21 protein-coding genes are annotated in these 19,168 nt (G+C 65.7%); 10 read left to right on the top strand and 11 right to left on the bottom strand.

The annotated features are described in order from the left end of the window. Window positions 1-6 precede the first annotated feature (6 nt). Genes ipdC through echA20 form a run of 4 tightly spaced genes read right to left on the bottom strand, consistent with a single transcriptional unit; the run spans window position 7 to window position 3,456 of the window. Window positions 7-1,071, bottom strand: coding sequence for a (3aS,4S,5R,7aS)-5-hydroxy-7a-methyl-1-oxo-octahydro-1H-indene-4-carboxyl-CoA dehydrogenase (gene ipdC / locus K0O64_RS25960; RefSeq protein WP_071948975.1), 1,065 nt, complete (start codon window positions 1,069-1,071; stop codon window positions 7-9). Next, window positions 1,071-1,817 carry a cholesterol ring-cleaving hydrolase subunit IpdB gene (gene ipdB / locus K0O64_RS25955; RefSeq protein ID WP_071948976.1) on the bottom strand — a complete coding sequence of 249 codons (747 nt, stop codon included), beginning with the start codon at window positions 1,815-1,817 and terminating at the stop codon, window positions 1,071-1,073. The genes ipdC and ipdB overlap by 1 nt, the downstream gene beginning before the upstream one ends. Continuing rightward, complete coding sequence (ipdA, locus tag K0O64_RS25950) at window positions 1,814-2,701, bottom strand: cholesterol ring-cleaving hydrolase subunit IpdA (protein ID WP_071948977.1); 888 nt, start codon at window positions 2,699-2,701, stop codon at window positions 1,814-1,816. The genes ipdB and ipdA overlap by 4 nt, the downstream gene beginning before the upstream one ends. Continuing rightward, window positions 2,698-3,456 carry a (7aS)-7a-methyl-1,5-dioxo-2,3,5,6,7,7a-hexahydro-1H-indene-carboxyl-CoA hydrolase gene (echA20, locus tag K0O64_RS25945; protein ID WP_071948978.1) on the bottom strand — a complete coding sequence of 253 codons (759 nt, stop codon included), beginning with the start codon at window positions 3,454-3,456 and terminating at the stop codon, window positions 2,698-2,700. Before echA20 ends, ipdA begins: the two co-directional genes overlap by 4 nt. Window positions 3,457-3,524: 68 nt before the next feature. On the opposite strand from echA20, the gene K0O64_RS25940 reads away from it, so the two are divergent. After that, complete coding sequence (locus K0O64_RS25940) at window positions 3,525-4,304, top strand: SDR family oxidoreductase (protein WP_071948979.1); 780 nt, start codon at window positions 3,525-3,527, stop codon at window positions 4,302-4,304. A 12-nt stretch (window positions 4,305-4,316) separates the two neighbouring features. Further along, window positions 4,317-5,222, top strand: coding sequence for an SDR family oxidoreductase (locus K0O64_RS25935; protein ID WP_071948980.1), 906 nt, complete (start codon window positions 4,317-4,319; stop codon window positions 5,220-5,222). A gap of 80 nt (window positions 5,223-5,302) precedes the next feature. Here K0O64_RS25935 and K0O64_RS25930 read toward each other — a convergent pair whose 3' ends face one another. The 4 genes from K0O64_RS25930 to K0O64_RS25915 form a co-directional block, all read right to left on the bottom strand. Further along, entirely contained in the window at window positions 5,303-5,707 is a 405-nt protein-coding gene (locus K0O64_RS25930) for a nitroreductase family deazaflavin-dependent oxidoreductase (protein WP_071950278.1), read from the bottom strand. A gap of 70 nt (window positions 5,708-5,777) precedes the next feature. Then, the gene (locus K0O64_RS25925) at window positions 5,778-6,233 is read right to left on the bottom strand and encodes a nitroreductase family deazaflavin-dependent oxidoreductase (RefSeq protein ID WP_220045828.1); all 456 of its coding nucleotides are present in this window, start codon (window positions 6,231-6,233) and stop codon (window positions 5,778-5,780) included. A 13-nt stretch (window positions 6,234-6,246) separates the two neighbouring features. Further along, on the bottom strand, window positions 6,247-6,627 hold the full coding sequence (locus tag K0O64_RS25920; RefSeq protein ID WP_071948982.1) for a DUF8021 domain-containing protein: 381 nt from the start codon (window positions 6,625-6,627) through the stop codon (window positions 6,247-6,249). Further along, window positions 6,627-7,790 (bottom strand): steroid 3-ketoacyl-CoA thiolase, encoded by a 1,164-nt coding sequence (locus tag K0O64_RS25915; RefSeq protein ID WP_071948983.1) that lies wholly within the window; start codon window positions 7,788-7,790, stop codon window positions 6,627-6,629. The genes K0O64_RS25920 and K0O64_RS25915 overlap by 1 nt, the downstream gene beginning before the upstream one ends. A 120-nt stretch (window positions 7,791-7,910) precedes the next feature. Between K0O64_RS25915 and K0O64_RS25910 the strand changes: the two genes are divergently transcribed. The 7 genes from K0O64_RS25910 (at window position 7,911) to K0O64_RS25880 (ending at window position 14,863) form a co-directional block, all read left to right on the top strand. Further along, a complete protein-coding gene (locus tag K0O64_RS25910) occupies window positions 7,911-9,149 on the top strand; it encodes a cytochrome P450 (protein ID WP_071950279.1) in 1,239 nt (412 codons plus the stop codon). 33 nt (window positions 9,150-9,182) lie between these two features. After that, window positions 9,183-10,190, top strand: coding sequence for an acyl-CoA dehydrogenase family protein (locus K0O64_RS25905; RefSeq protein WP_071948984.1), 1,008 nt, complete (start codon window positions 9,183-9,185; stop codon window positions 10,188-10,190). Continuing rightward, window positions 10,191-11,354 carry an acyl-CoA dehydrogenase FadE29 gene (gene fadE29, locus K0O64_RS25900; protein ID WP_071948985.1) on the top strand — a complete coding sequence of 388 codons (1,164 nt, stop codon included), beginning with the start codon at window positions 10,191-10,193 and terminating at the stop codon, window positions 11,352-11,354. Next, a complete protein-coding gene (locus K0O64_RS25895; protein ID WP_071948986.1) occupies window positions 11,351-12,316 on the top strand; it encodes a bifunctional MaoC family dehydratase N-terminal/OB-fold nucleic acid binding domain-containing protein in 966 nt (321 codons plus the stop codon). The genes fadE29 and K0O64_RS25895 overlap by 4 nt, the downstream gene beginning before the upstream one ends. Continuing rightward, complete coding sequence (locus tag K0O64_RS25890; protein ID WP_071950280.1) at window positions 12,313-12,714, top strand: MaoC family dehydratase; 402 nt, start codon at window positions 12,313-12,315, stop codon at window positions 12,712-12,714. The genes K0O64_RS25895 and K0O64_RS25890 overlap by 4 nt, the downstream gene beginning before the upstream one ends. After that, window positions 12,714-13,880 carry a 17-hydroxy-3-oxo-4-pregnene-20-carboxyl-CoA lyase gene (ltp2, locus tag K0O64_RS25885; protein ID WP_071948987.1) on the top strand — a complete coding sequence of 389 codons (1,167 nt, stop codon included), beginning with the start codon at window positions 12,714-12,716 and terminating at the stop codon, window positions 13,878-13,880. Before K0O64_RS25890 ends, ltp2 begins: the two co-directional genes overlap by 1 nt. A 113-nt stretch (window positions 13,881-13,993) precedes the next feature. Beyond that, complete coding sequence (locus tag K0O64_RS25880; protein WP_096313028.1) at window positions 13,994-14,863, top strand: type IV toxin-antitoxin system AbiEi family antitoxin; 870 nt, start codon at window positions 13,994-13,996, stop codon at window positions 14,861-14,863. Between the two features lie 28 nt (window positions 14,864-14,891). Here the strand turns inward: K0O64_RS25880 and K0O64_RS25875 are convergent, their stop codons facing one another. From K0O64_RS25875 to kstD, 3 genes are all read right to left on the bottom strand, one after another. After that, a complete protein-coding gene (locus K0O64_RS25875; RefSeq protein ID WP_164520145.1) occupies window positions 14,892-15,527 on the bottom strand; it encodes a hypothetical protein in 636 nt (211 codons plus the stop codon). A 146-nt stretch (window positions 15,528-15,673) separates the two neighbouring features. Further along, entirely contained in the window at window positions 15,674-16,534 is an 861-nt protein-coding gene (locus K0O64_RS25870) for an enoyl-CoA hydratase ChsH3 (RefSeq protein WP_071948990.1), read from the bottom strand. Window position 16,535: 1 nt separating this feature from the next. After that, a complete protein-coding gene (gene kstD / locus K0O64_RS25865; RefSeq protein WP_071948991.1) occupies window positions 16,536-18,218 on the bottom strand; it encodes a 3-oxosteroid 1-dehydrogenase in 1,683 nt (560 codons plus the stop codon). Between the two features lie 154 nt (window positions 18,219-18,372). On the opposite strand from kstD, the gene K0O64_RS25860 reads away from it, so the two are divergent. Further along, window positions 18,373-19,158, top strand: a complete 786-nt coding sequence (locus K0O64_RS25860) for a 2-keto-4-pentenoate hydratase (RefSeq protein ID WP_071948992.1) — start codon at window positions 18,373-18,375, stop codon at window positions 19,156-19,158. Window positions 19,159-19,168 lie beyond the last annotated feature (10 nt).

The following is a 19,168-nucleotide window of genomic DNA, read 5'->3' as shown; positions in this document are numbered from 1 at the left end:
ATAGCTTTAATTGATGAATGCGCTGGCGGCCTGAAGGTGCTTGACGGCGTCGGCCACGATCGTGTCGATCAGCTCCGCGCAGGACGGCAGGGTCTCGATGATCCCCGCGACCTGCCCGGAGGCCAGCACGCCCGCCTCGGTATTGCCCTCGACGAGTCCGGCCTTCAACAGCATCGGGGTATTGGCCGCCATCAGCACCTGCGACCAGGTGAGGTCCTTGCCGTGACGCATCGCCAGGCCGTCGCGGATCATGCCCGCCCACGTCATCTGCGACATCTTCTTGAACTTCGCCGCGTTCCGCACCGCGGCGGCGAAGCCGCGTACCGGGGAGCCGCTTTCGAGCTTCTCGACCAGCTCGGTACGCAGAACGCGGTGCGGCATGCCGTCGACCCGGGTGGACACCACGGTGCCGTCCAGGGCGGCGTTGAGGTAGCGCTGCTTGATCTCCTCGGGCACGGTCGAGTCCGACGTCAGCAGGAACCGGGTTCCCATCGCCACGCCTGCCGCGCCATAGGACAGTGCCGCAGCCAAGCCGCGGCCGTCGAAGAAGCCACCGGCGGCGATCACCGGGATGTCCACCGCATCGAGCACCGACGGCAGTAGCAGCGTGGTGGCGACCGGGCCGGTGTGTCCGCCGCCCTCGCCGCCCTGCACGATCACGGCGTCGGCGCCCCAACTCGCCACCTTGCGAGCGTGCTTGGCCGCGCCTACCGACGGAATCACCACGGAGCCGGCCTCTTTGAGCTTCGCGATCAGCTCCTGTTTGGGTGCCAGCGCGAACGACGCCACCTTGACGCCCTCACGGATCATCAGGTCGACCCGATCGGGGGCATCGGCGCCGTCGGCGCGGATGTTCACCCCGAACGGCTTGTCCGTCGTGGCCTTCACCTTGCGGATGGCAGTCGCCAGTTCGTCGATCGTCATCGTCGCCGAGGCCAGGATGCCCAGGCCGCCGGCATTGGACGTGGCCGACACCAGTCGCGCACCGGCGACCCAGCCCATGCCGGTCTGCACGACGGGATGCTCGATGCCGATCAGCTCCGTCAGCGGGGTCTTCAGGTGTGCGGCCATTACTTGACTTCTCTGTCCCGCAACGACTTCGGATCGATAACCTCCTGCAGCAACTTCTGCTCCTCACCGGAGGGCAGGCGGCTGGTCTCGGCCTCGCCGAGGCCGTGCACCTCGAAGGAGGTGTTCTCGGCGACGTCTTCAGCGGACACACCGGGATGCAGCGACACCGCCCGCATCTGGTGATCGGGTCCGTTGAAGTCGAACACGCCGAGGTTGGTCACCACCCGGTAGACGTTGACGAAGCGGTACGCCGGGTTGTCCGGATCAACCTTGTCCCAACCGATTCCGGAGACGATGTCGACGGAATCACCGAAGACCCGCTTGGAGTGGTTGCCGACCCAGTAACTCGTGGCGTGGTTGATGGTGTTGCCCGGTGCGCCGCGCACGCCGAACATCTGGCGGGTCGGATGCTGCAGCGGGCCGAAGGCCGACAGGTTCTGGTTGCCGTAGCGGTCGATCTGGTTGGCGCCCATGACCACATGGCGACGGCCCCAGGCGAGGGTCTCGAAGACGCGGCCGAACGGCATCCAGCCCTCGATTGCGCCGGTGGCGCCCATGGCCGGGGTGTCGGCGAGGATGCGGGCCTCGCCGTCGGTCAGCAGGATGTCGGGGGAGAAGGTGAGGCGGGCCAACCGGGCGCCGATGGACACCATGTTGGCCATCGGGCTGACCATGATTTCGCCTGCGTCGCGGAACAATTCGGCGCAGGCGACGGCACACACCTCGGCGCGGGTTGCGGAGATCACTTCGAGGCCTCCAAGTCTTCCTTGAACTTGCGCACCGCGGCTTGGTAATCCGCCTCGCTGCCGGACAGGTAGGTCTTGACGAACTCGGTCCAGGTCTCGTCGGACCCGGCGGCCTCGGCGTAGTGCCGCTGGAACTTCTCGTCGCGACGGTAATCGGGCTCGGCCGTGGTGAAGTGGGCACCGTTCGGTGCCTCGACGACCTTGTCGACCATCATCCGGTTGACCAGTAGAGCCTGCGGGGGAACCGATTTCACGAGCTCTTCGGTCGATACCACCTTCTCGACCGACATCAGCCGCTTCTGCGCCGACATCAGGAACAGGTCGTCGAAGTACGGGTCGATGCCGGTGTAGGCCGCATTGCCTTGTGCGTCACCGAGGTTCAGGTGCACCAGCGCGACGTCGAGATTGAGCGCCGGCATCGCGACGAGTTCCTCGTAACCATCGCCGGTCGGATAGGGGGACTTCACGGTCTTGAGCTCGTCGCCCCAGAACGCCCGGACATCGCTGCCCAGCCCCGCGCGAATCGGCAGGAACGGCAAGCGTTGAGCCGCGGCCTGCAGGCCGCAGCGCAGCATGCCCTCGTCCATCTCGCGCGACTCGATCGCACCCGTCGTGCGAGCCTTGGCGAACCACGGGTCGTAGAACGGTGGGGAGTCCAACGACACGAAGCCGTAGTAGACGCGCTTGACCTTGCCCGCCGAGCACAGCAGACCGAGGTCGGGACCGCCGTAGGTGACCACGGTCAGATCGGTGACCTCGGTGCGCAGCAGCGCCCGGATGAACGCCATCGGCTTGCGCCGAGAACCCCAGCCGCCGATGCCGATCGTCATACCGCTCTCGACGACCGAGACCGCTTCCTCGAGAGTCGTTCTCTTATCGCTCATTTCGACGACCCCTTATCCGTACCCGCGAACGCATCGCGGTGCTCATCGGACACGCCGGCCAGGTTGAGCTCGAACGTGAAGCCCTGCTCCATCCGGTACCTCGCGTTGACCGGTTGGACGTCGATGAAATTCAGCGCCTCCTTGGCGGCGCGGATCACCCGGGTGTCCTTGGACGCGATGTCGCGGGCGACGCGCAGCGCGGCCTCGTCGAGATCGGTGCGCGGCACCACCTCGTGCACAGACCCGAAGTGGTGCAGCGTGTCGGCACTCACGGTTGCGGCGGTGAAGAACAACCGGCGCATCAGGTGCTGGGGCACCAGCCGGGACAGGTGGGTGGCGGCGCCAAGCGCTCCGCGCTCCACCTCGGGCAGCCCGAACTTCGCATCGTCGGAGGCGACGATCACGTCGGCGTTGCCGACCAGGCCGATACCGCCGCCAACGCAGAAGCCGTTGACCGCCGCGACCACCGGCACCTCGCATTCATAGACGGCCTTGAACGCGGCGAAGCAACCGCGGTTGGCGTCGATCAGCGCGGTGAAGCCCTCGGTGTTCTGCATCTCCTTGATGTCGACGCCGGCGTTGAACCCGCGGCCCTCGGCACGCAGGATCACCACGTGGGTCGACATGTCACGGCCCGCGGCGGTGATCGCGTCGGCAAGCTCGAACCAACCGCGGGAGGGGATCGCGTTGACGGGCGGATAGTTCACCGTGACGGCGACGATGCCCGGTTCGACGGTGCTGGTGGTGATGGTCATCGGGATACCTGGGCCACTTCCTGACGGGGTGAATACCTAAGCAAGCACTTGCTTGGTACGCTAGCACAGTGACCGAAGCGGCTGACAGCGGTATCAACCTGCAATTGAGCGGCCGAATAGTCCTCGTGACCGGCGGCGTGCGTGGCGTCGGCGCCGGGATCAGCGCCGTTTTCGCCGGCCAGGGCGCCACCGTCATCACCTGCGCGCGCCGTCCCGTCGAGGGATCGCCGTACGAATTCCGCGCCTGCGACATCCGTGACGACGAGGCCGTCAAGGCACTTATCGACGGGATCGTCGCCGACCACGGCCGGCTCGATGTCGTCGTCAACAACGCGGGCGGCTCACCCTATGTGCTCGCGGCCGAGGCGTCGGCGAAGTTCAGCACCAAGATTGTCGAGCTCAATCTGCTTGGTGCGCTCTCGGTTTCGCAGCATGCGAACGCGGTGATGCAGAACCAGGACTCCGGCGGGTCGATCATCAACATCACCAGCGTGAGTGGCAGGCGGCCAACCCCCGGCACCGTCGCCTACGGGGCGGCCAAGGCCGGCATGGAGAGCATGACGACCACCCTCGCGGTGGAGTGGGCCCCGAAGGTCCGCGTCAACTCCGTCGTCGTCGGGATGGTGGAAACCGAGCAATCCGAACTCTTCTACGGTGACGCCGATTCGATCGCGGCGATCTCCAGAAACGTGCCGTTGGGCAGGTTGGCCAAACCCGAGGATATCGGTTGGGCCACAGCATTTCTCGCCTCACCGGCGGCGTCCTATATCAGTGGTGCGTCACTGGAGGTACACGGCGGCGGGGAACCGCCGCACTACCTGTCGACCACCACTGCCGACATCAAATAAGGAGACACAACAATGGGGTTGCTCGACGGACGGGTGGTCATCGTCACCGGTGCTGGCGGCGGCATCGGACGCGCGCACGCGCTGGCGTTCGCCGCTGAAGGTGCGCGCGTCGTGGTCAACGACATCGGCGTGGGCCTCGACGGCTCGCCGGCCGGTGGCGGCAGCGCAGCGCAGGGCGTCGTCGACGAAATCGTCGCTGCCGGTGGAGAAGCCGTCGCCAACGGCTCCAACGTCGCCGACTGGGCGCAGGCCGAGGCGCTGATCCAGACGGCGGTCGACAACTTCGGCGGACTCGACGTGCTGGTGAACAACGCCGGCATCGTGCGGGATCGGATGTTCGTCAACGCCACCGAGGACGAGTTCGACGCCGTCACCGCCGTGCACCTCAAGGGACACTTCGCCACCATGAAGCACGCCGGTGCCTACTGGCGCGCACAGTCCAAGGCCGGCAACGCCGTTGACGCCCGCATCATCAACACCAGCTCGGGCGCCGGCCTGCAAGGCAGCGTCGGACAGGCGACCTACAGTGCCGCAAAGGCAGGTATCGCCACGCTGACGCTGGTAGCGGCCGCCGAGATGGGCCGCTTCGGCGTCACCGTCAATGCGATCGCGCCGTCGGCCCGCACCCGGATGACCGAGACGGTGTTCGCCGACATGATGGCCACGCAGGACAACGATTTCGACGCGATGGCCCCGGAGAACGTCTCGCCGTTGGTGGTCTGGCTCGGCAGCGTGGAGTCGAAGGACGTCACCGGTCGGGTGTTCGAGGTCGAGGGCGGCATCATCCGGGTGGCCGAGGGCTGGAACCGCGGCGGGACCATCGACAAGGGTGCCCGCTGGGATCCCGCCGAACTCGGCCCGGTGGTCAGCGACCTGATCGCGAAGTCGCGCACGCCGCTGCCGGTCTTCGGAGCCTAGGGTCTCAGCCTCGAACGTCACTGCAGCGTGACGTTCGACGCCGAGCGCGACGCTGGGGTGACGCTCGGCGAGGGAGTGCGTTACAGCGGTTCGCACACCACCAGCGGGATACGCCGATCCGCGGCGTCCTGATATCCCTTGTACGGCGGGTAGATTCGCGTCAGCTGACGCCAGTAGACCCGGCGCTCGTCGTCGGTGGCGTCCCGCGCGGTCATGTCCCGGACCTTATCGCGCACCTGAACCCGCACCTTTGGGTCGTCCTTCAGGTTCAGATACCACGCGGGATTGGAGTCGCGGCCGCCGTAGGACGCGGGCAGTACGACGCGTTCGCCGTCCTGCAGATAGAGCGTGGCAGTGGTGCGGGGTTGACCCGACTTGCGGCCCGTGGTCGTCAGCAGCGCGGCGGGAAACCACAGCAGCTTCGAGCCCACCTTCCCGTTGGTGCGGCGATACACCGCGATGTGGGCGCGGGCGAAGTACTTCATGGCTTTCGCCAGCAGGCTCGAATTGCGGATGGGGTGGGACTCTTGGCTCACGCCAATGAATTGCCCAGCTTTACGGATCGCAAATCACGATGGGGATGACGCGGTCGGTCCAGGACTTGTAATCCTCGAAGCCGCTGTAGAAGGCGGTCATCTTCGGCCAGTACTCGGCACGCTCGGCCTCGGTGGCATCGCGCGCCGTCAGCTCGAGCACCTCGTCCTTGATCTGGACCTTCACCTTCGGGTTCGCCTTGAGGTTGAGGTACCACAGCGGGTGCTTGTCGCTGCCGCACTGGGACGCCACCAGCACGATGCGATTGCCCTCGCGGAGGAACAGCAGCGGCGCCACCCGTGGCTCACCGCTCTTGCGCCCGATCGTCGTCAGCAGCGCCACCGGCGCGCCCTCGAGGAAACTGCCGCCGATCTTTCCCTTGCTCGCCTTGTACAGCGCGGTCTGCCCTTTGGACATCCACTTGATGATGAACTTCGTCGTCGGTGTGTCGAGGCCCTTGGGGTGGGGCTTGGGCAAGAAGAACTCCTCGCTAGCTCGTGATGAACGGGCGGACGATCGCCCGAATGTGATGGATCTTGCCATCAGCGGCGGGGATCAGGAACGTCTCGTCGATACGTGCGGCGACTCGTCGTCCGGCGAGCGTCGGTTTGGTGAGGAGTTCGAATCGGGCGTGCACCTCATCGCCGTTGACGGTGAACTCCGGCTCGCTGACCGACTTGATGACGAGGTACTGCGGGCCGCGATTGAGGCTGCGGCGCAGTTGATCTCCGGAGAATCCGGTCTTGACTCCGAACTCGATGCGGGTGCAGCCCGGCGCGAACGGCACGTCGTCAGCCTTGTGACTGGCGAGGGCCTCGATATACGCCCGCGCCGCCGCGATCCGTTCCTCGTCGGATACCGGAGCGGTCACTAGATCCGCTCGATGATGGTGCCGGTCGACAGCGCGCCGCCGGCACACATCGTGATCAGGGCCGTGCTCTGATCGGTGCGCTCCAGCTCGTGCAGCGCGGTGGTGATCAACCGGCTGCCGGTGCTGCCGACCGGGTGGCCCAGCGCGATCGCACCGCCGTTGACGTTCACCTTGTCCATATCGGCCTCGTGGACCTGCGCCCAGCTCAACACGACCGACGCGAACGCCTCGTTGATCTCCACCAGGTCGATGTCACCCAGCTTCATACCGGCCTTCTCCAGCACCCGCGCAGTGGACTGCACCGGGCCGTCGAGGTGGTAGTAAGGCTCGGCGCCGACGAGAGCCTGGCTGATGATCCGCGCCCGCGGCTTCAGACCCAGCGCGCGCGCCTTGTCTTCGTCCATCCACAGCACCGCCGCGGCGCCGTCGGAAATCTGCGACGAGGTGCCCGCAGTGTGCATGGCACCTTCCATCACCGGCTTGAGGCCGGCCAGGGCCTCCATCGTGGTGTCGCGCAGGCCCTGGTCGCGGGTGACCATGTGCCGCTCTTCGGTGGGCCGCTTGTTCTCGTCGAGCACCGGCGCCTCGATCGGGGAGATCTCGCGGTCGAAGCGGTGCTCGTCCCAGGCCCGCTTGGCTCGTTGCTGAGACAGGAAGCCCAGATGGTCGAGGTCCTCGCGGGTGATACCGCGGCGCTTGGCGATTCGCTCGGCGGCGGTGAACTGGTCGGGCATGTCGATGTCCCACGACGCCGCGCGGATCAGCGAGCGGTCCGGGCCGGCGTTGGCGCCGAGGCCGACGCGGCTCATTGCCTCGATACCGCAGGCAATGCCGACGTCGATGGCGCCGGTGGCGATCAGGCCGGCGATCAGATGGTTGGCCTGCTGGGCGCTGCCGCACTGGCAGTCGACGGTGGTCGCACCGATCTGCTCGGGCAGGCCGGCGGTCAGCCAGGCGACGCGGGTGATGTTGTTGGACTGCTCACCGTACTGGGTGACGCAACCGCCGATGGCCTGCTCGACCTCGTTGGCGTCGATGCCGGCCTTCTCGATCACGGCCTTCTGGACGGCCCCCAACAATTCGGTCGCATGCAGACCGGACAGCCAGCCGCCGCGCTTTCCGATGGGGCTGCGGGTGGCTTCGACGATGACAGGATTACCCATGGGGTCAGGCTAGAACACGTTTCATTACTCTGACAAGCGAGGATGCTTTTGCGCCTTTTGTCTGCGGTGAAGGCATGTTTTACTGGCACTAGAACACGTCATATTGAGGAGCGCATGAGCATGCCAACCCCCAACATCCCGTCCGGCTTCGACTTCCTGGATCCCGACCTCTGTGTCGAGCGGCTGCCGGTCGAGGAGCTCGCCGAGCTGCGCAAGGTCGCGCCGATTTGGTGGTGTGAACAGGCTATCGGCAAGGGCGGTTTCAACGACGGCGGCTACTGGGTCGTCACCAAGCACAAGGACGTCAAAGAGGTCTCGCGCCGCAACGACGTCTTCCTCAGCTCGCCCAACACCGCGATTCCGCAGTTCCCGGACGAGATGGCGCGTGAGGACATCGACCTGCAGAAGGTCGTCATGCTCAACATGGACGGCGAATACCACGACCGGTTGCGCCGGATCATCTCCAAGGGGTTCACCCCGCGGGCCATCGGGGCGTTGCGCGACGAACTCAATCGGCGCGCCCAGATCATCGCCAAGGAGGCCGCCGCCCACGGCAGCGGTGACTTCGTCGAGCAGGTGGCGTGCGAACTGCCGTTGCAGGCGATCGCCGATTTGCTGGGTGTGCCCCAGGAGGATCGCGACAAGCTGTTCCGCTGGTCGAACGAGATGACCGGTAACAGTGACGAGGAGTTCGACGTCGACCCCAAGCAGTCGTCGATGGAGGTGCTCGCCTACGCCATGCACATGGCCGAGGTGAAGGGTAAGAACCCCGGCAACGACATCGTCACCGCGCTGATCAACGCCGACATCGATGGCGAAAAGCTCTCCGATGACGAGTTCGGCTTCTTCGTGATGATGCTGGCGGTGGCCGGCAACGAGACCACCCGCAACTCGATCACCCACGGCATGATCGCCTTCGCCAACAACCCCGACCAGTGGGAGCTGTACAAGAAGGAGCGCCCGGAGACCGCGGCCGACGAGATCGTCCGGTGGGCCACCCCGGTCACCGCGTTCCAGCGCACCGCGGGCGAGGACGTCGAGCTCGGTGGCGTGCAGATCAAGAAGGATCAGCGAGTGGTGATGTTCTACCGCTCGGCCAACTTCGACGAAGACGTCTTCGAGGATCCCTACACGTTCAACATCCTGCGCAACCCGAACCCGCACGTGGGCTTCGGCGGCACCGGCGTGCACTACTGCGTCGGCGCCAACCTGGCCAAGATGACGATCAACCTGATCTTCAACGCGGTTGCTGACCACATGCCCGATCTCACCTCGGCCGGCACGCCGCAGCGGCTACGTTCGGGGTGGCTCAACGCCATCAAGCACTGGCAGGTCGACTACACCGGAGCCTCGGCTTAAGCATTTCGCAGTCGGAATCAAGGAGGATTCTTCGTGGACTTCAGTCCGGACGAAGGGCAGCAGGCTGTCACCGATGTGGTGACGTCCGCACTCGAGCGGGACAACACCTGGGACGCGTTGGTCTCCGGCGGCATCGTGGCGTTCGGCGTCCCGGAGCGGCTCGGTGGTGACGGTCTCGGGCTGGCCGAGATCACCGCGGCGCTCACCCAGATCGGCAGATTCGGCAATGTCAGTCCCGCGTTCGCGACGCTGGGTCTGGGTCTGCTTCCGCTGCTGGACTTGGCTTCCGATGAGCAGCAGGATCGCTACCTGGCCGGTGTGGCCAAGGGTGCGGTGCTGACCGCGGCCCTCAACGAGCCGGGGCATTCGCTGCCCGAACGGCCCGCGACGCGGCTGGCCGGCGGAAAGCTGAACGGCACCAAGGTCGGCGTCCCGTATGCGGAGCAGGCCGAGTGGCTCGTCGTCAGCACCGACAGCGGTGTGGTCGTGGTGTCGCCCAAGGCCGACGGCGTTTCGTTGACCAAGACGCCCACGTCGAATCACTCCGACGAGTATGTCGTCACCTTCGCCGACACCCCGGTCCCTGATGCGGATGTGTTGGGCGGCAACGATTCCGTGCGACGGATCAACCAGCTGGTGGTGGCGGCGGTCGGTGCTTACGCAGCCGGGCTGGTGGCCGGCGCGCTGCGGCTCACCGCGGACTACGTCGCCAACCGGCACCAGTTCGGCAAGCCGTTGTCGACCTTTCAGACCGTCGCCGCGCAGCTCGCCGAGATCTACATTGCCTCGCGGACAATCACATTGGCGGCCACGTCGGCTGCCTGGTTGCTGTCCGAAGGGCGGGATGCAACCGAAGATCTTGACGTCCTTGGTTATTGGGTGACATCGCAGGCCCCGCCGGCCATGCAACTGTGTCACCATCTGCACGGTGGGATGGGTATGGACATCACCTATCCGATGCACCGCTACTACTCCTCGATCAAGGACCTGACTCGGTTCTTGGGTGGCAAGGCACACCGCCTCGAACTGGTGGGAGCGTAAATGTTCATCGAGCTGACTCCCGAGCAGAAGCAGCTGCAAGCTGAACTGCGGGAATACTTTTCGAATCTGATCTCGCCTGAGGAAGCTCAGGCGATGGAGTCCGACCGGCACAACGAGGCCTACCGGGCGATCATCAAGCGAATGGGTTCCGACAACAAACTCGGTGTCGGCTGGCCCAAGGAGTACGGCGGTCTGGGCTACGGCCCGATCGAACAGTCGATCTTCGTCAACGAGGCGCAGCGTGCTGACGTGCCGCTGCCCGCGGTGACGCTGCAGACCGTCGGACCCACGCTGCAGCAGTACGGAACCGAGGCGCAGAAGAAGAAGTTCCTGCCCGCGATCCTGGCTGGTGAAGTGCACTTCGCCATCGGTTACAGCGAGCCCGAGGCGGGTACCGACCTGGCCTCGCTGCGGACGTCGGCGGTCAAGCAGGGCGACGAATACATCGTCAACGGGCAGAAGATGTGGACCACCGGCGGGCACGACGCCGACTACGTCTGGCTGGCCTGCCGCACCGATCCGGAAGCCGTGAAGCACAAGGGTATTTCGATCCTCATCGTCGACACCAAGGATCCGGGCTACTCCTGGACGCCGGTGATCCTGTCCGACGGCGCCCACCACACCAACGCCACGTACTACAACGACGTGCGCGTGCCCGCCGACATGCTCGTCGGTGAGGAGAACGGCGGCTGGCGGCTGATCACCACCCAGCTCAACAACGAGCGGGTCATGCTCGGACCGGCCGGACGGTTCGCGGCGCTCTACGACAAGGTGCACGAGTGGGCATCCAAGCCCGGCAGCAACGGCGACACCCCACTCGATCACCCGGACGTGAAGCGTTCGCTGGGCGAGCTCAAGGCCATGTGGCGCATCAACGAGCTGCTCAACTGGCAGGTCGCGGCGTCGGGGGAGGACATCGACGTCGCGGACGCGGCAGCCACCAAGGTCTTCGGTACCGAGCGCATCCAGTATGCGGGCCGGCTGGCCGAGGAAATCGTTGGTACGCACGGCAATCCGGCTGATCCGGACACCGCGGAGCTGCTGGACTGGCTGGACAGTCAGACCAAGCGCAATCTGGTGATCACGTTCGGTGGCGGAGTGAACGAGGTGATGCGAGAGATGATCGCGGCTGCTGGTCTGAAGGTGCCGAGGGTTCCGCGGTGAGCGCAGTCGACGACATCAAGGCGGCCGCTGAGCGGGTCAAGGCCGAAGGCAAGAGCAAGCCGCGGGTAGGCCGGCATCCGGTGAACCAGCCGATGATCGACCACTGGCTCGACGCGATCGGTGACAAGAACCCGATCTACGTCGACGAGGCCGCCGCCAAGGCGGCTGGGCATCCTGGGCTCGTCGCACCGCCGGCGATGATCCAGGTGTGGACGATGATGGGTCTCGGTGGCGTTCGCCCCGATGACGACCCGCTCGGCAAGATCATCGAATTGTTCGACGACGCAGGCTATATCGGTGTGGTCGCGACCAACTGCGAGCAGACCTACCACCGCTACCTGCGGCCCGGTGAAGAGGTGAGCGTCGCCGCGGAGCTGACCGACGTCGTCGGCCCCAAGCAGACCGCGCTGGGCGAGGCGTTCTTCATCACCCAGACCATCACCTGGTCGGTCGGTGACGAGGATGTCGCCGAAATGATGTGGCGCATCATGAAGTTCATTCCGGCCGACAAGGCGGAGGCGACCCCGTCGTCGGTCCCGGACGATCTCGATGCGGACTCGGCCATGCGCCCGGCGTCGTCAAGGGACACCAAGTTCTTCTGGGACGGCGTCAACGCGCACGAACTGCGCATCCAGAAACGCGACGACGGCACGCTGGTCCATCCGCCGGTGCCTGCGCTGTGGCTCGACAAGGAGCAGGAGACCGACTACGTCGTTGCCAGCGGCAAGGGCACCGTCTTCAGCTTCGTGGTGCACCACGCGCCGAAGGTGCCCGGCCGCACCCTGCCGTTCGTCATCGCCCTCGTCGAACTCGAGGAGGGTGTGCGGATGCTCGGCGAGCTGCGCAACGTCGACCCCTCGACCGTGAAGATCGGAATGCCGGTCCGCGCAATGTATATCGACTTTCCGGCCAACGACGTCGGGCCGGCATGGACCAACTACGCATGGGAGCCGGCCGAATGAGCGCGCCTGCCATCGAGGTCGGCACCAAGCTGCCCGAGCTCAAATTCTACGGCGATCCGACGTTCATCGTCTCGACGGCGATCGCCACCCGCGACTATCAGGATGTCCACCACGACCGGGACAAGGCTCAGGCCAAGGGTTCCAAGGACATCTTCGTCAACATCCTCACCGACACCGGTCTGGTGCAGCGGTTCATCACCGACTGGGCCGGCCCGACCGCCGTCATCAAGTCGATCGGCCTGCGCCTGGGTGTGCCCTGGTACGCCTACGACACGGTGACGTTCACCGGTGAGGTCACCGCAGTGGAGGACGGTTTGATCACGCTGAAGATCGTGGGCAGCAACAGTCTTGGCGACCACGTGATCGCGAACGCGACCCTGACGATCGGTGCCGCGTGATGCCGGGCGAACTGAGCGGCAAGGCCGCGATCGTCGGTATCGGCGCCACGGACTTCTCGAAGAACTCCGGTCGCAGCGAGTTGCGGTTGGCGTCGGAGGCGGTGCTCGACGCGCTCGACGATGCGGGCCTGACGCCCGCCGACGTCGACGGTATGACGACGTTCACGATGGACTCCAATACCGAGGTCGCGATCGCACGGGCCACCGGTATCGGTGACCTGAAGTTCTTCTCCAAGATCCACCATGGCGGTGGCGCGGCCTGTGCGACCGTGCAGCAGGCGGCGATCGCGGTGGCCACCGGTGTCGCGGATTGCGTTGTGGCATACCGGGCTTTCAACGAACGCTCCGGGATGCGGTTCGGCCAGGTGCAGATGCGCCTGGTCGAGAACGCCGACTCCACCGGAGTGGACAACTCGTTCTCCTACCCGCACGGGTTGTCGACGCCGGCTGCCCAGGTGGCGATGATCGCGCAGCGCTACATGCACCTGTCCGGTGCGACGAGCCGCGATTTCGGTGCGGTGTCGGTGGCGGACCGCAGGCACGCCGCCAACAACCCGAAGGCGTACTTCTACGAGAAGCCGATCACCATCGAGGACCACCAGAACTCCCGGTGGATCGCCGAGCCGCTGCGGCTGCTGGACTGCTGCCAGGAGACCGATGGTGGTGTGGCGCTGGTGATCGTCTCGGCCGAGCGGGCCAAGGACCTCAAGCACCGACCGGCCATCATCGAGGCGGCGGCGCAGGGCTCGAGCCCCAACCAGTATTCGATGACCAGCTACTACCGGCCCGAACTCGGCCTGCCGGAAATGGGTCTCGTGGGTAGGCAGATGTGGGAGCAGTCCGGTCTGACGCCGGCCGACATCCAGACCGCGATCCTCTACGACCACTTCACCCCCTTCACGCTGATTCAGTTGGAGGAGTTGGGGTTCTGCACGCAAGGTGACGCGAAGGACTTCGTCAAAGACGGTGCGTTGGAGATCGGCGGACGGTTGCCGATCAACACCCACGGTGGTCAGCTCGGTGAGGCCTACATCCACGGCATGAACGGCATCGCCGAAGGCGTGCGGCAGCTGCGCGGCACCTCGGTGAACCAGGTGGACAACGTCGAGCACGTGCTCGTCACCGCAGGCACCGGCGTCCCGACGTCGGGTCTGATCCTGAGCTAGGTTTCGGCGGCGCTCTCTGCGCCGAGCGTCACTCCAGAGTCACGCTGGGCGCCGAACGTCACGCCAGCGTGACGTTCGGCGCGCTTGTCGGTGGGTGGCGGCACACTGCCGCCATGAGTGACCCATTTATCGGTAGCGAGGCGATCGCGGCCGGCGACCTCGACAAGAGTGCGCTCCGCCGGCGCTACACGCGTCTGTTCCCGGACGTCTACGTACCCGCTTCCGCGGAGCCGACCGCACAAGACCTGGCCCGCGCCGGTTGGTTGTGGTCGGGCCGCAAGGCCGTCATCGCGGGGCGCTCGGCAGCGGCCCTGCACGGCGCGCAGTGGATCGACGCCGACCTGCCCGTCGACCTGCTTCACCAGAACCGGAATCGCATACCCGGCATCGTCGTGCGTGGAGATCGGCTCGGAGACAACGAAGTTCAGCTTTTGAACGGGATGCCTGTCACCACACCGTTGCGCACGGCACTGGATCTGGCGTGTTGGTATCGACGACACACCGCGCTGGCATCTCTGGACGCACTCGCGCGAGCCACGTCGATCGACCCAGCGGATGTCTTGCTGCTCGCGGATCAGTACTCGGGTCGTCGCGGCATCCGGGCAGCTCGCACGAATCTGTCGCTCGTGGACGGCGGTTCACAGTCGCCGAAGGAGACTTGGCTGCGGTTGCTGCTGATCGATGCGGGCCTGCCGCGCCCCCGAACCCAGATACCGATCTGTGACGAGTTCGGTAAGGAGATCGCGTATCTCGACATGGGCTGGGACGACATCATGGTGGCAGTCGAATACGACGGCGAGCAGCACCGGATCGACCGTTGGCAGTACGCCTGGGACAGTCGCCGACGCGAGATGCTGGAGCGCCTCGGATGGATCGTAGTTCGGGTGCTCGCGGGCGACCGGCCGGCTGACATCATCGACCGCGTGCGGGCCGCCATTGCACGCCGAGCGTCACTCCAGGGTCACGGTCGACGTTCAGCGTGACTCTGGTGTGACGCTCGGCGAAAGAGCCTTACGACAGGTTGTTCTTGATCTGGGTGTCCTGCATCTTCGCGATGGCCAGCGCGGTGTCCGGCTGCACCGGATCGTTGGGCGCGCTGGAGAATTCGATGTTCGCGAGCGCCTTGCCCTGGGTGAAGTACACCTCGGTGATCGCCTTCGAGCCGTCGGGCGACTTACCGGTGGCGATGATGCCGTTGCCGCCGTCGCCGACATCGGCGGGCTGCGGTGCGGCGTCGACTTCCTTGGGCAGTTCCGCCTTCGAAGACTCTAGGGCCTTGAGCGCGCCGGCGGCGTCCTCGCTGACGACGATCGCGAAGACGATGGTCTCGTTCCTGCCGGGGTTGGTCATCGTCTGGACGATGCCGTTGATGCCGTTGGGATTGGTCTGAGCTTCGCCGGCGGTGAAGCTCGGGTCGATGTCAGAGGCCTTGAGCAGCAGTTTGCTGTAGTCACCGGCGGGTGCGGCCGTGGCCGCCGCGCTGGTGGTCTCCGAGGCAGCGGCCGAGGTGGTCGCGGCCGCCGAGGTGGACGAGGACGATGACGACGACGAGGACTCCTTGTCGTCTCCACCGCAGCCGACGGCGGTGGTGCCGACCAGCAGTGCAACGCCGATCAGTCCGACGGTCTTGGCCTGAGCAGTCTTCACAGAGGGTCCTTTCGTGGAAGCACCAAAGTTTGCTTTGCCTAAGTCCTACCTTGGAGTCCGCTGAAAGGACGACCTATCCGCGAAATGAAGCCCAAATCACATCACTTCGTAATCTGGACAGAGCGCCGACCACAGCCGGCTGAGCGTCAGACCGGAATGATCTCCACGTCGCTCAGCACGACGGCGTCTTCACGGCTCAGTGCGGTCACGACGCCGACGTAGCGGCCGTCGTCTTTCCACACATTGACCTTGATGGTCTCGCCCGGATAGCAGACCCCGGCGAACCGCGCGCCAAAGGTCTTCACCTGCGACACATCGGCGTCCAGAAGCGTGTCCACCAGCGCCTTGCAGGTCATGCCGTACGTGCACAGCCCGTGCAGGATCGGCTTGGGAAAACCCGCCGCAGCGGCGAATTCGGGGTCGGAGTGCAGGGGATTGCGGTCACCGCAGAGCCGGTACAGGAGTGCCTGCTGAGGAAGAACCGGAACCGAGATCTCGTAGTCCGGCGCACGATCCGGGGCCGCGACCGACGTCGACGGACCGCGCTCGCCACCGAAGCCGCCCTCGCCGCGGGCGAAGATCGACCGCTTGGTCGTCCACAGCAGCTTGCCGTCGGGATCGGTCACCGTCGTCTCGCTGACGATGACCGCCGCCTTGCCCTTGTCCCAGATCTCGGTAAACCGCTGCACCGACTGTGCGGTGCCGCTCGGCGGCAGTGGAGCCGGCACCGTGACCGCCTCGCTGGCATGCAGCACCTTGCTCAGTTCGATGTCGATGCCGGGGAACTTCACCTCGGGCGGCTCGGTCATGTGGAAGCTGGCCGCCACGTTGCCGAACGTGGGCAACACCTGCGGGGTGCGATCCACCAGGTAGCGCAACTCCTTGGGATCCATCGGGTCCGCGCCGGCACCGAGGCCGAGCTGATAGAGCTGCACATCGCTACTGGTCCAAGAGAACTCGACGGGTTCCAGCTCGGCACCCAGTGCGACGGACAGATCGATCGGCATGTCAGCCCTTCCCTGCGATATGCAACGCGGCGAGGTACCCGAACGCCATCGCGGGTCCGATGGTGCCGCCCGGGCCGGGATAGGTGTGGCCCATCACCGGCGAGCTGACATTACCGGCCGCGTATAGGCCCTCGATCACCGATCCGTCGTCGCGCAGCGCCCGTCCGTGCACGTCGGTGCGCACCCCGCCCTTGGTGCCCAGGTCGCCGGGCACCATCTTTGCGGCGTAGAACGGACCGTTCTTGATCTCGCCGAGGTTGGGGTTGGGCTTGTTGGTCGGGTCACCGTAATAGCGGTCGTATGCGCTTTCGCCGCGGTGGAAATCCTCGTCCTTACCGGAGCGGGCGAAACCGTTGAAGCGCTCGACAGTCGCCAGGAAGGCGTCAGCAGGCAGCCCGGTCACCTCGGCCAGCTCTTGGAGGGTATCGGCCTTGACGATCACGCCGGATTCCATCCATTTCTTCGGAATCCGTTGTCCCGGTTGAAGTCCCGCGAAGATGTAGCGGTCGCGGTACTGCTGGTCGAATATCAGCCAGGCCGGCACGTTCTCACCGGGGCCGGGTCCTTGGCCATACTGCCCGCCGTACATGTGATGGCATGCCTCGACGTAGGGCATCGACTCGTTCATGAAGCGCTTGCCGGACAGGTTGACGATGATCGACCCGGGGGAGTTGCGCTCCGACAGTGCGAACCACGGTGCGCCCACCAGCGGAACCGTGGGCCCCCACCACGCGTCTTCCATCAGTTCCAGTGCCGCGCCGAGCTTTTCGGCAGCGACGATCCCGTCGCCGGTGTTGGCGGCGGCCCCCACGGTCCAGTCCGCGGTGATCGGCGCACGCTGGTACTTGACCCTCATCTGCTCATTGCGCTCGAAGCCACCGCTGCCGAGGATGACGCCGCGGCGGGCGCGGATCAGTTTCGGATCGGCTGATTCCGGGCCGGTCATGTCCCGCACGTAGATACCGCGCACGACGCCGTCCTCGACGTAGAGGTCGGTCAGCGCGGTGTTGAGCAGAACCGGAACTCCGGCCTGGCGCAGGCCGATTCGCAGCGGCGCGATCAACGCCCGTCCCATGCCCACCAGGTTTTTGCCGCGCGCGCCTGCCCACATCGTGCGCGCGCCGACCTTCAGGCTGCGAAGAACACCGCGAGGATGCCGCTTGAGCTGGTTGAGGCGCACGTAGTCCTGCTGCATCACAACAACATTGAGCGGAACCTTGCCGTACGGCGGCTCCAGGTAAGGCTCATCAGGCCCAAGCTTCTTGGCGTTGAACGGTTTCGGTTCGATCGACCGGCCCGCGGGACGTCCACCGGGAGTCTCGGGGTAGTAGTCCGAATACCCGGGCACCCAGCACATCTTCAACGGCGTGTGCTTGAGCACGAACGACAGCATTTCCGGCCCGCGCTCGAGGTAGGTGTCGATGCGCTCGGGCTCCACCACGTCGCCGATGATCGCGTGCAGATAGGTGCGCGCGGCTTCCTTGGTGTCGGTCACCCCGTCACGCTTGAGGATCTCGTTGTTTGGGATCCATACACCGCCACCCGACCGGGCGGTCGAGCCGCCGAAGTGCGCGGCCTTCTCGACGACGACTGTCGATAGTCCCTGGTGAGCGGCGGTAAGTGCGGCAACCATGCCGGCAGCACCGCTTCCGACGACGACGACGTCGAACTCCTGAGCTGTCATACTAGAACACGTTATAGAATTGCCCCGTCCGGGCGCTACTGACCCCGCCTTTCCGGTCAGCGGAACGCTTACCCCACGGGCCCCCGGACCGCACTAGAATTGCCCGCACCGGGCGCCGTTCGCCCCGGTCACACCGACGATGGGACTCCCGGGAATGCTGAGCGTTTCGACGCGCGAAGAGCTTGCCGCCGACCTTGCCGAGGCGGAGCGCACGCGCGTTCCGATGACGCCGCTGACGTCCAATCACCCCGATATCGACGTGGTCGACGCCTACGAGATTCAGCTGATCAACATCCGTCAGCGGGTCGCGGAGGGCGCCCGGGTGGTCGGGCACAAGGTCGGCCTGTCGTCAGAGGCCATGCAGAAGATGATGGGCGTCGACGAGCCCGACTATGGGCACCTCCTCGCCGACATGGAGGTGTTCGAGGACAAGCCGGTTCCCGCCGGCCGGTTCCTGTTTCCGCGGGTCGAGGTGGAGGTCGGGTTCATCCTGGCCGACGACCTGCCCGGGGCCGGCTGCACCGAGGACGACGTGCTGGCCGCGACCGCAGCCTTCGCCCCCTCGATCGAGCTGATCGACACCCGGATCAAGGACTGGAAGATCGCGTTGTGCGACACGATCGCCGACAATGCGTCGTCGGCGGGCTACGTGCTCGGCAAGGAGCGGGTGTCGCCGAAAGATGTTGATATCAGGGGCATCGATGCGGTGCTCACCCGCAACGGCGAAGTGGTGGCCGAGGGCCGCAGTGACGCCGTTCTGGGCAATCCTGTCACCGCGGTCGCGTGGTTGGCCCGCAAGGTCGAGAGCTTCGGGGTGCGGTTGAAGGCGGGCGACATCGTACTGCCGGGATCGTGCACCAGGGCCATCGACGCCCGTCCGGGTGATGAGTTCGTCGCCGACTTCGCCGGGCTGGGTTCCGTCCGGCTGTCATTCGAGTAAGAGGAGGCTC

This window comes from Mycolicibacterium pallens (assembly GCF_019456675.1).
In the GTDB taxonomy this organism is placed as follows: Bacteria; Actinomycetota; Actinomycetes; order Mycobacteriales; family Mycobacteriaceae; genus Mycobacterium; species Mycobacterium crocinum.
The sequence above is the reverse complement of the archived record's forward strand: the minus strand, read 5'-3'. Positions and strand labels throughout refer to the sequence as shown.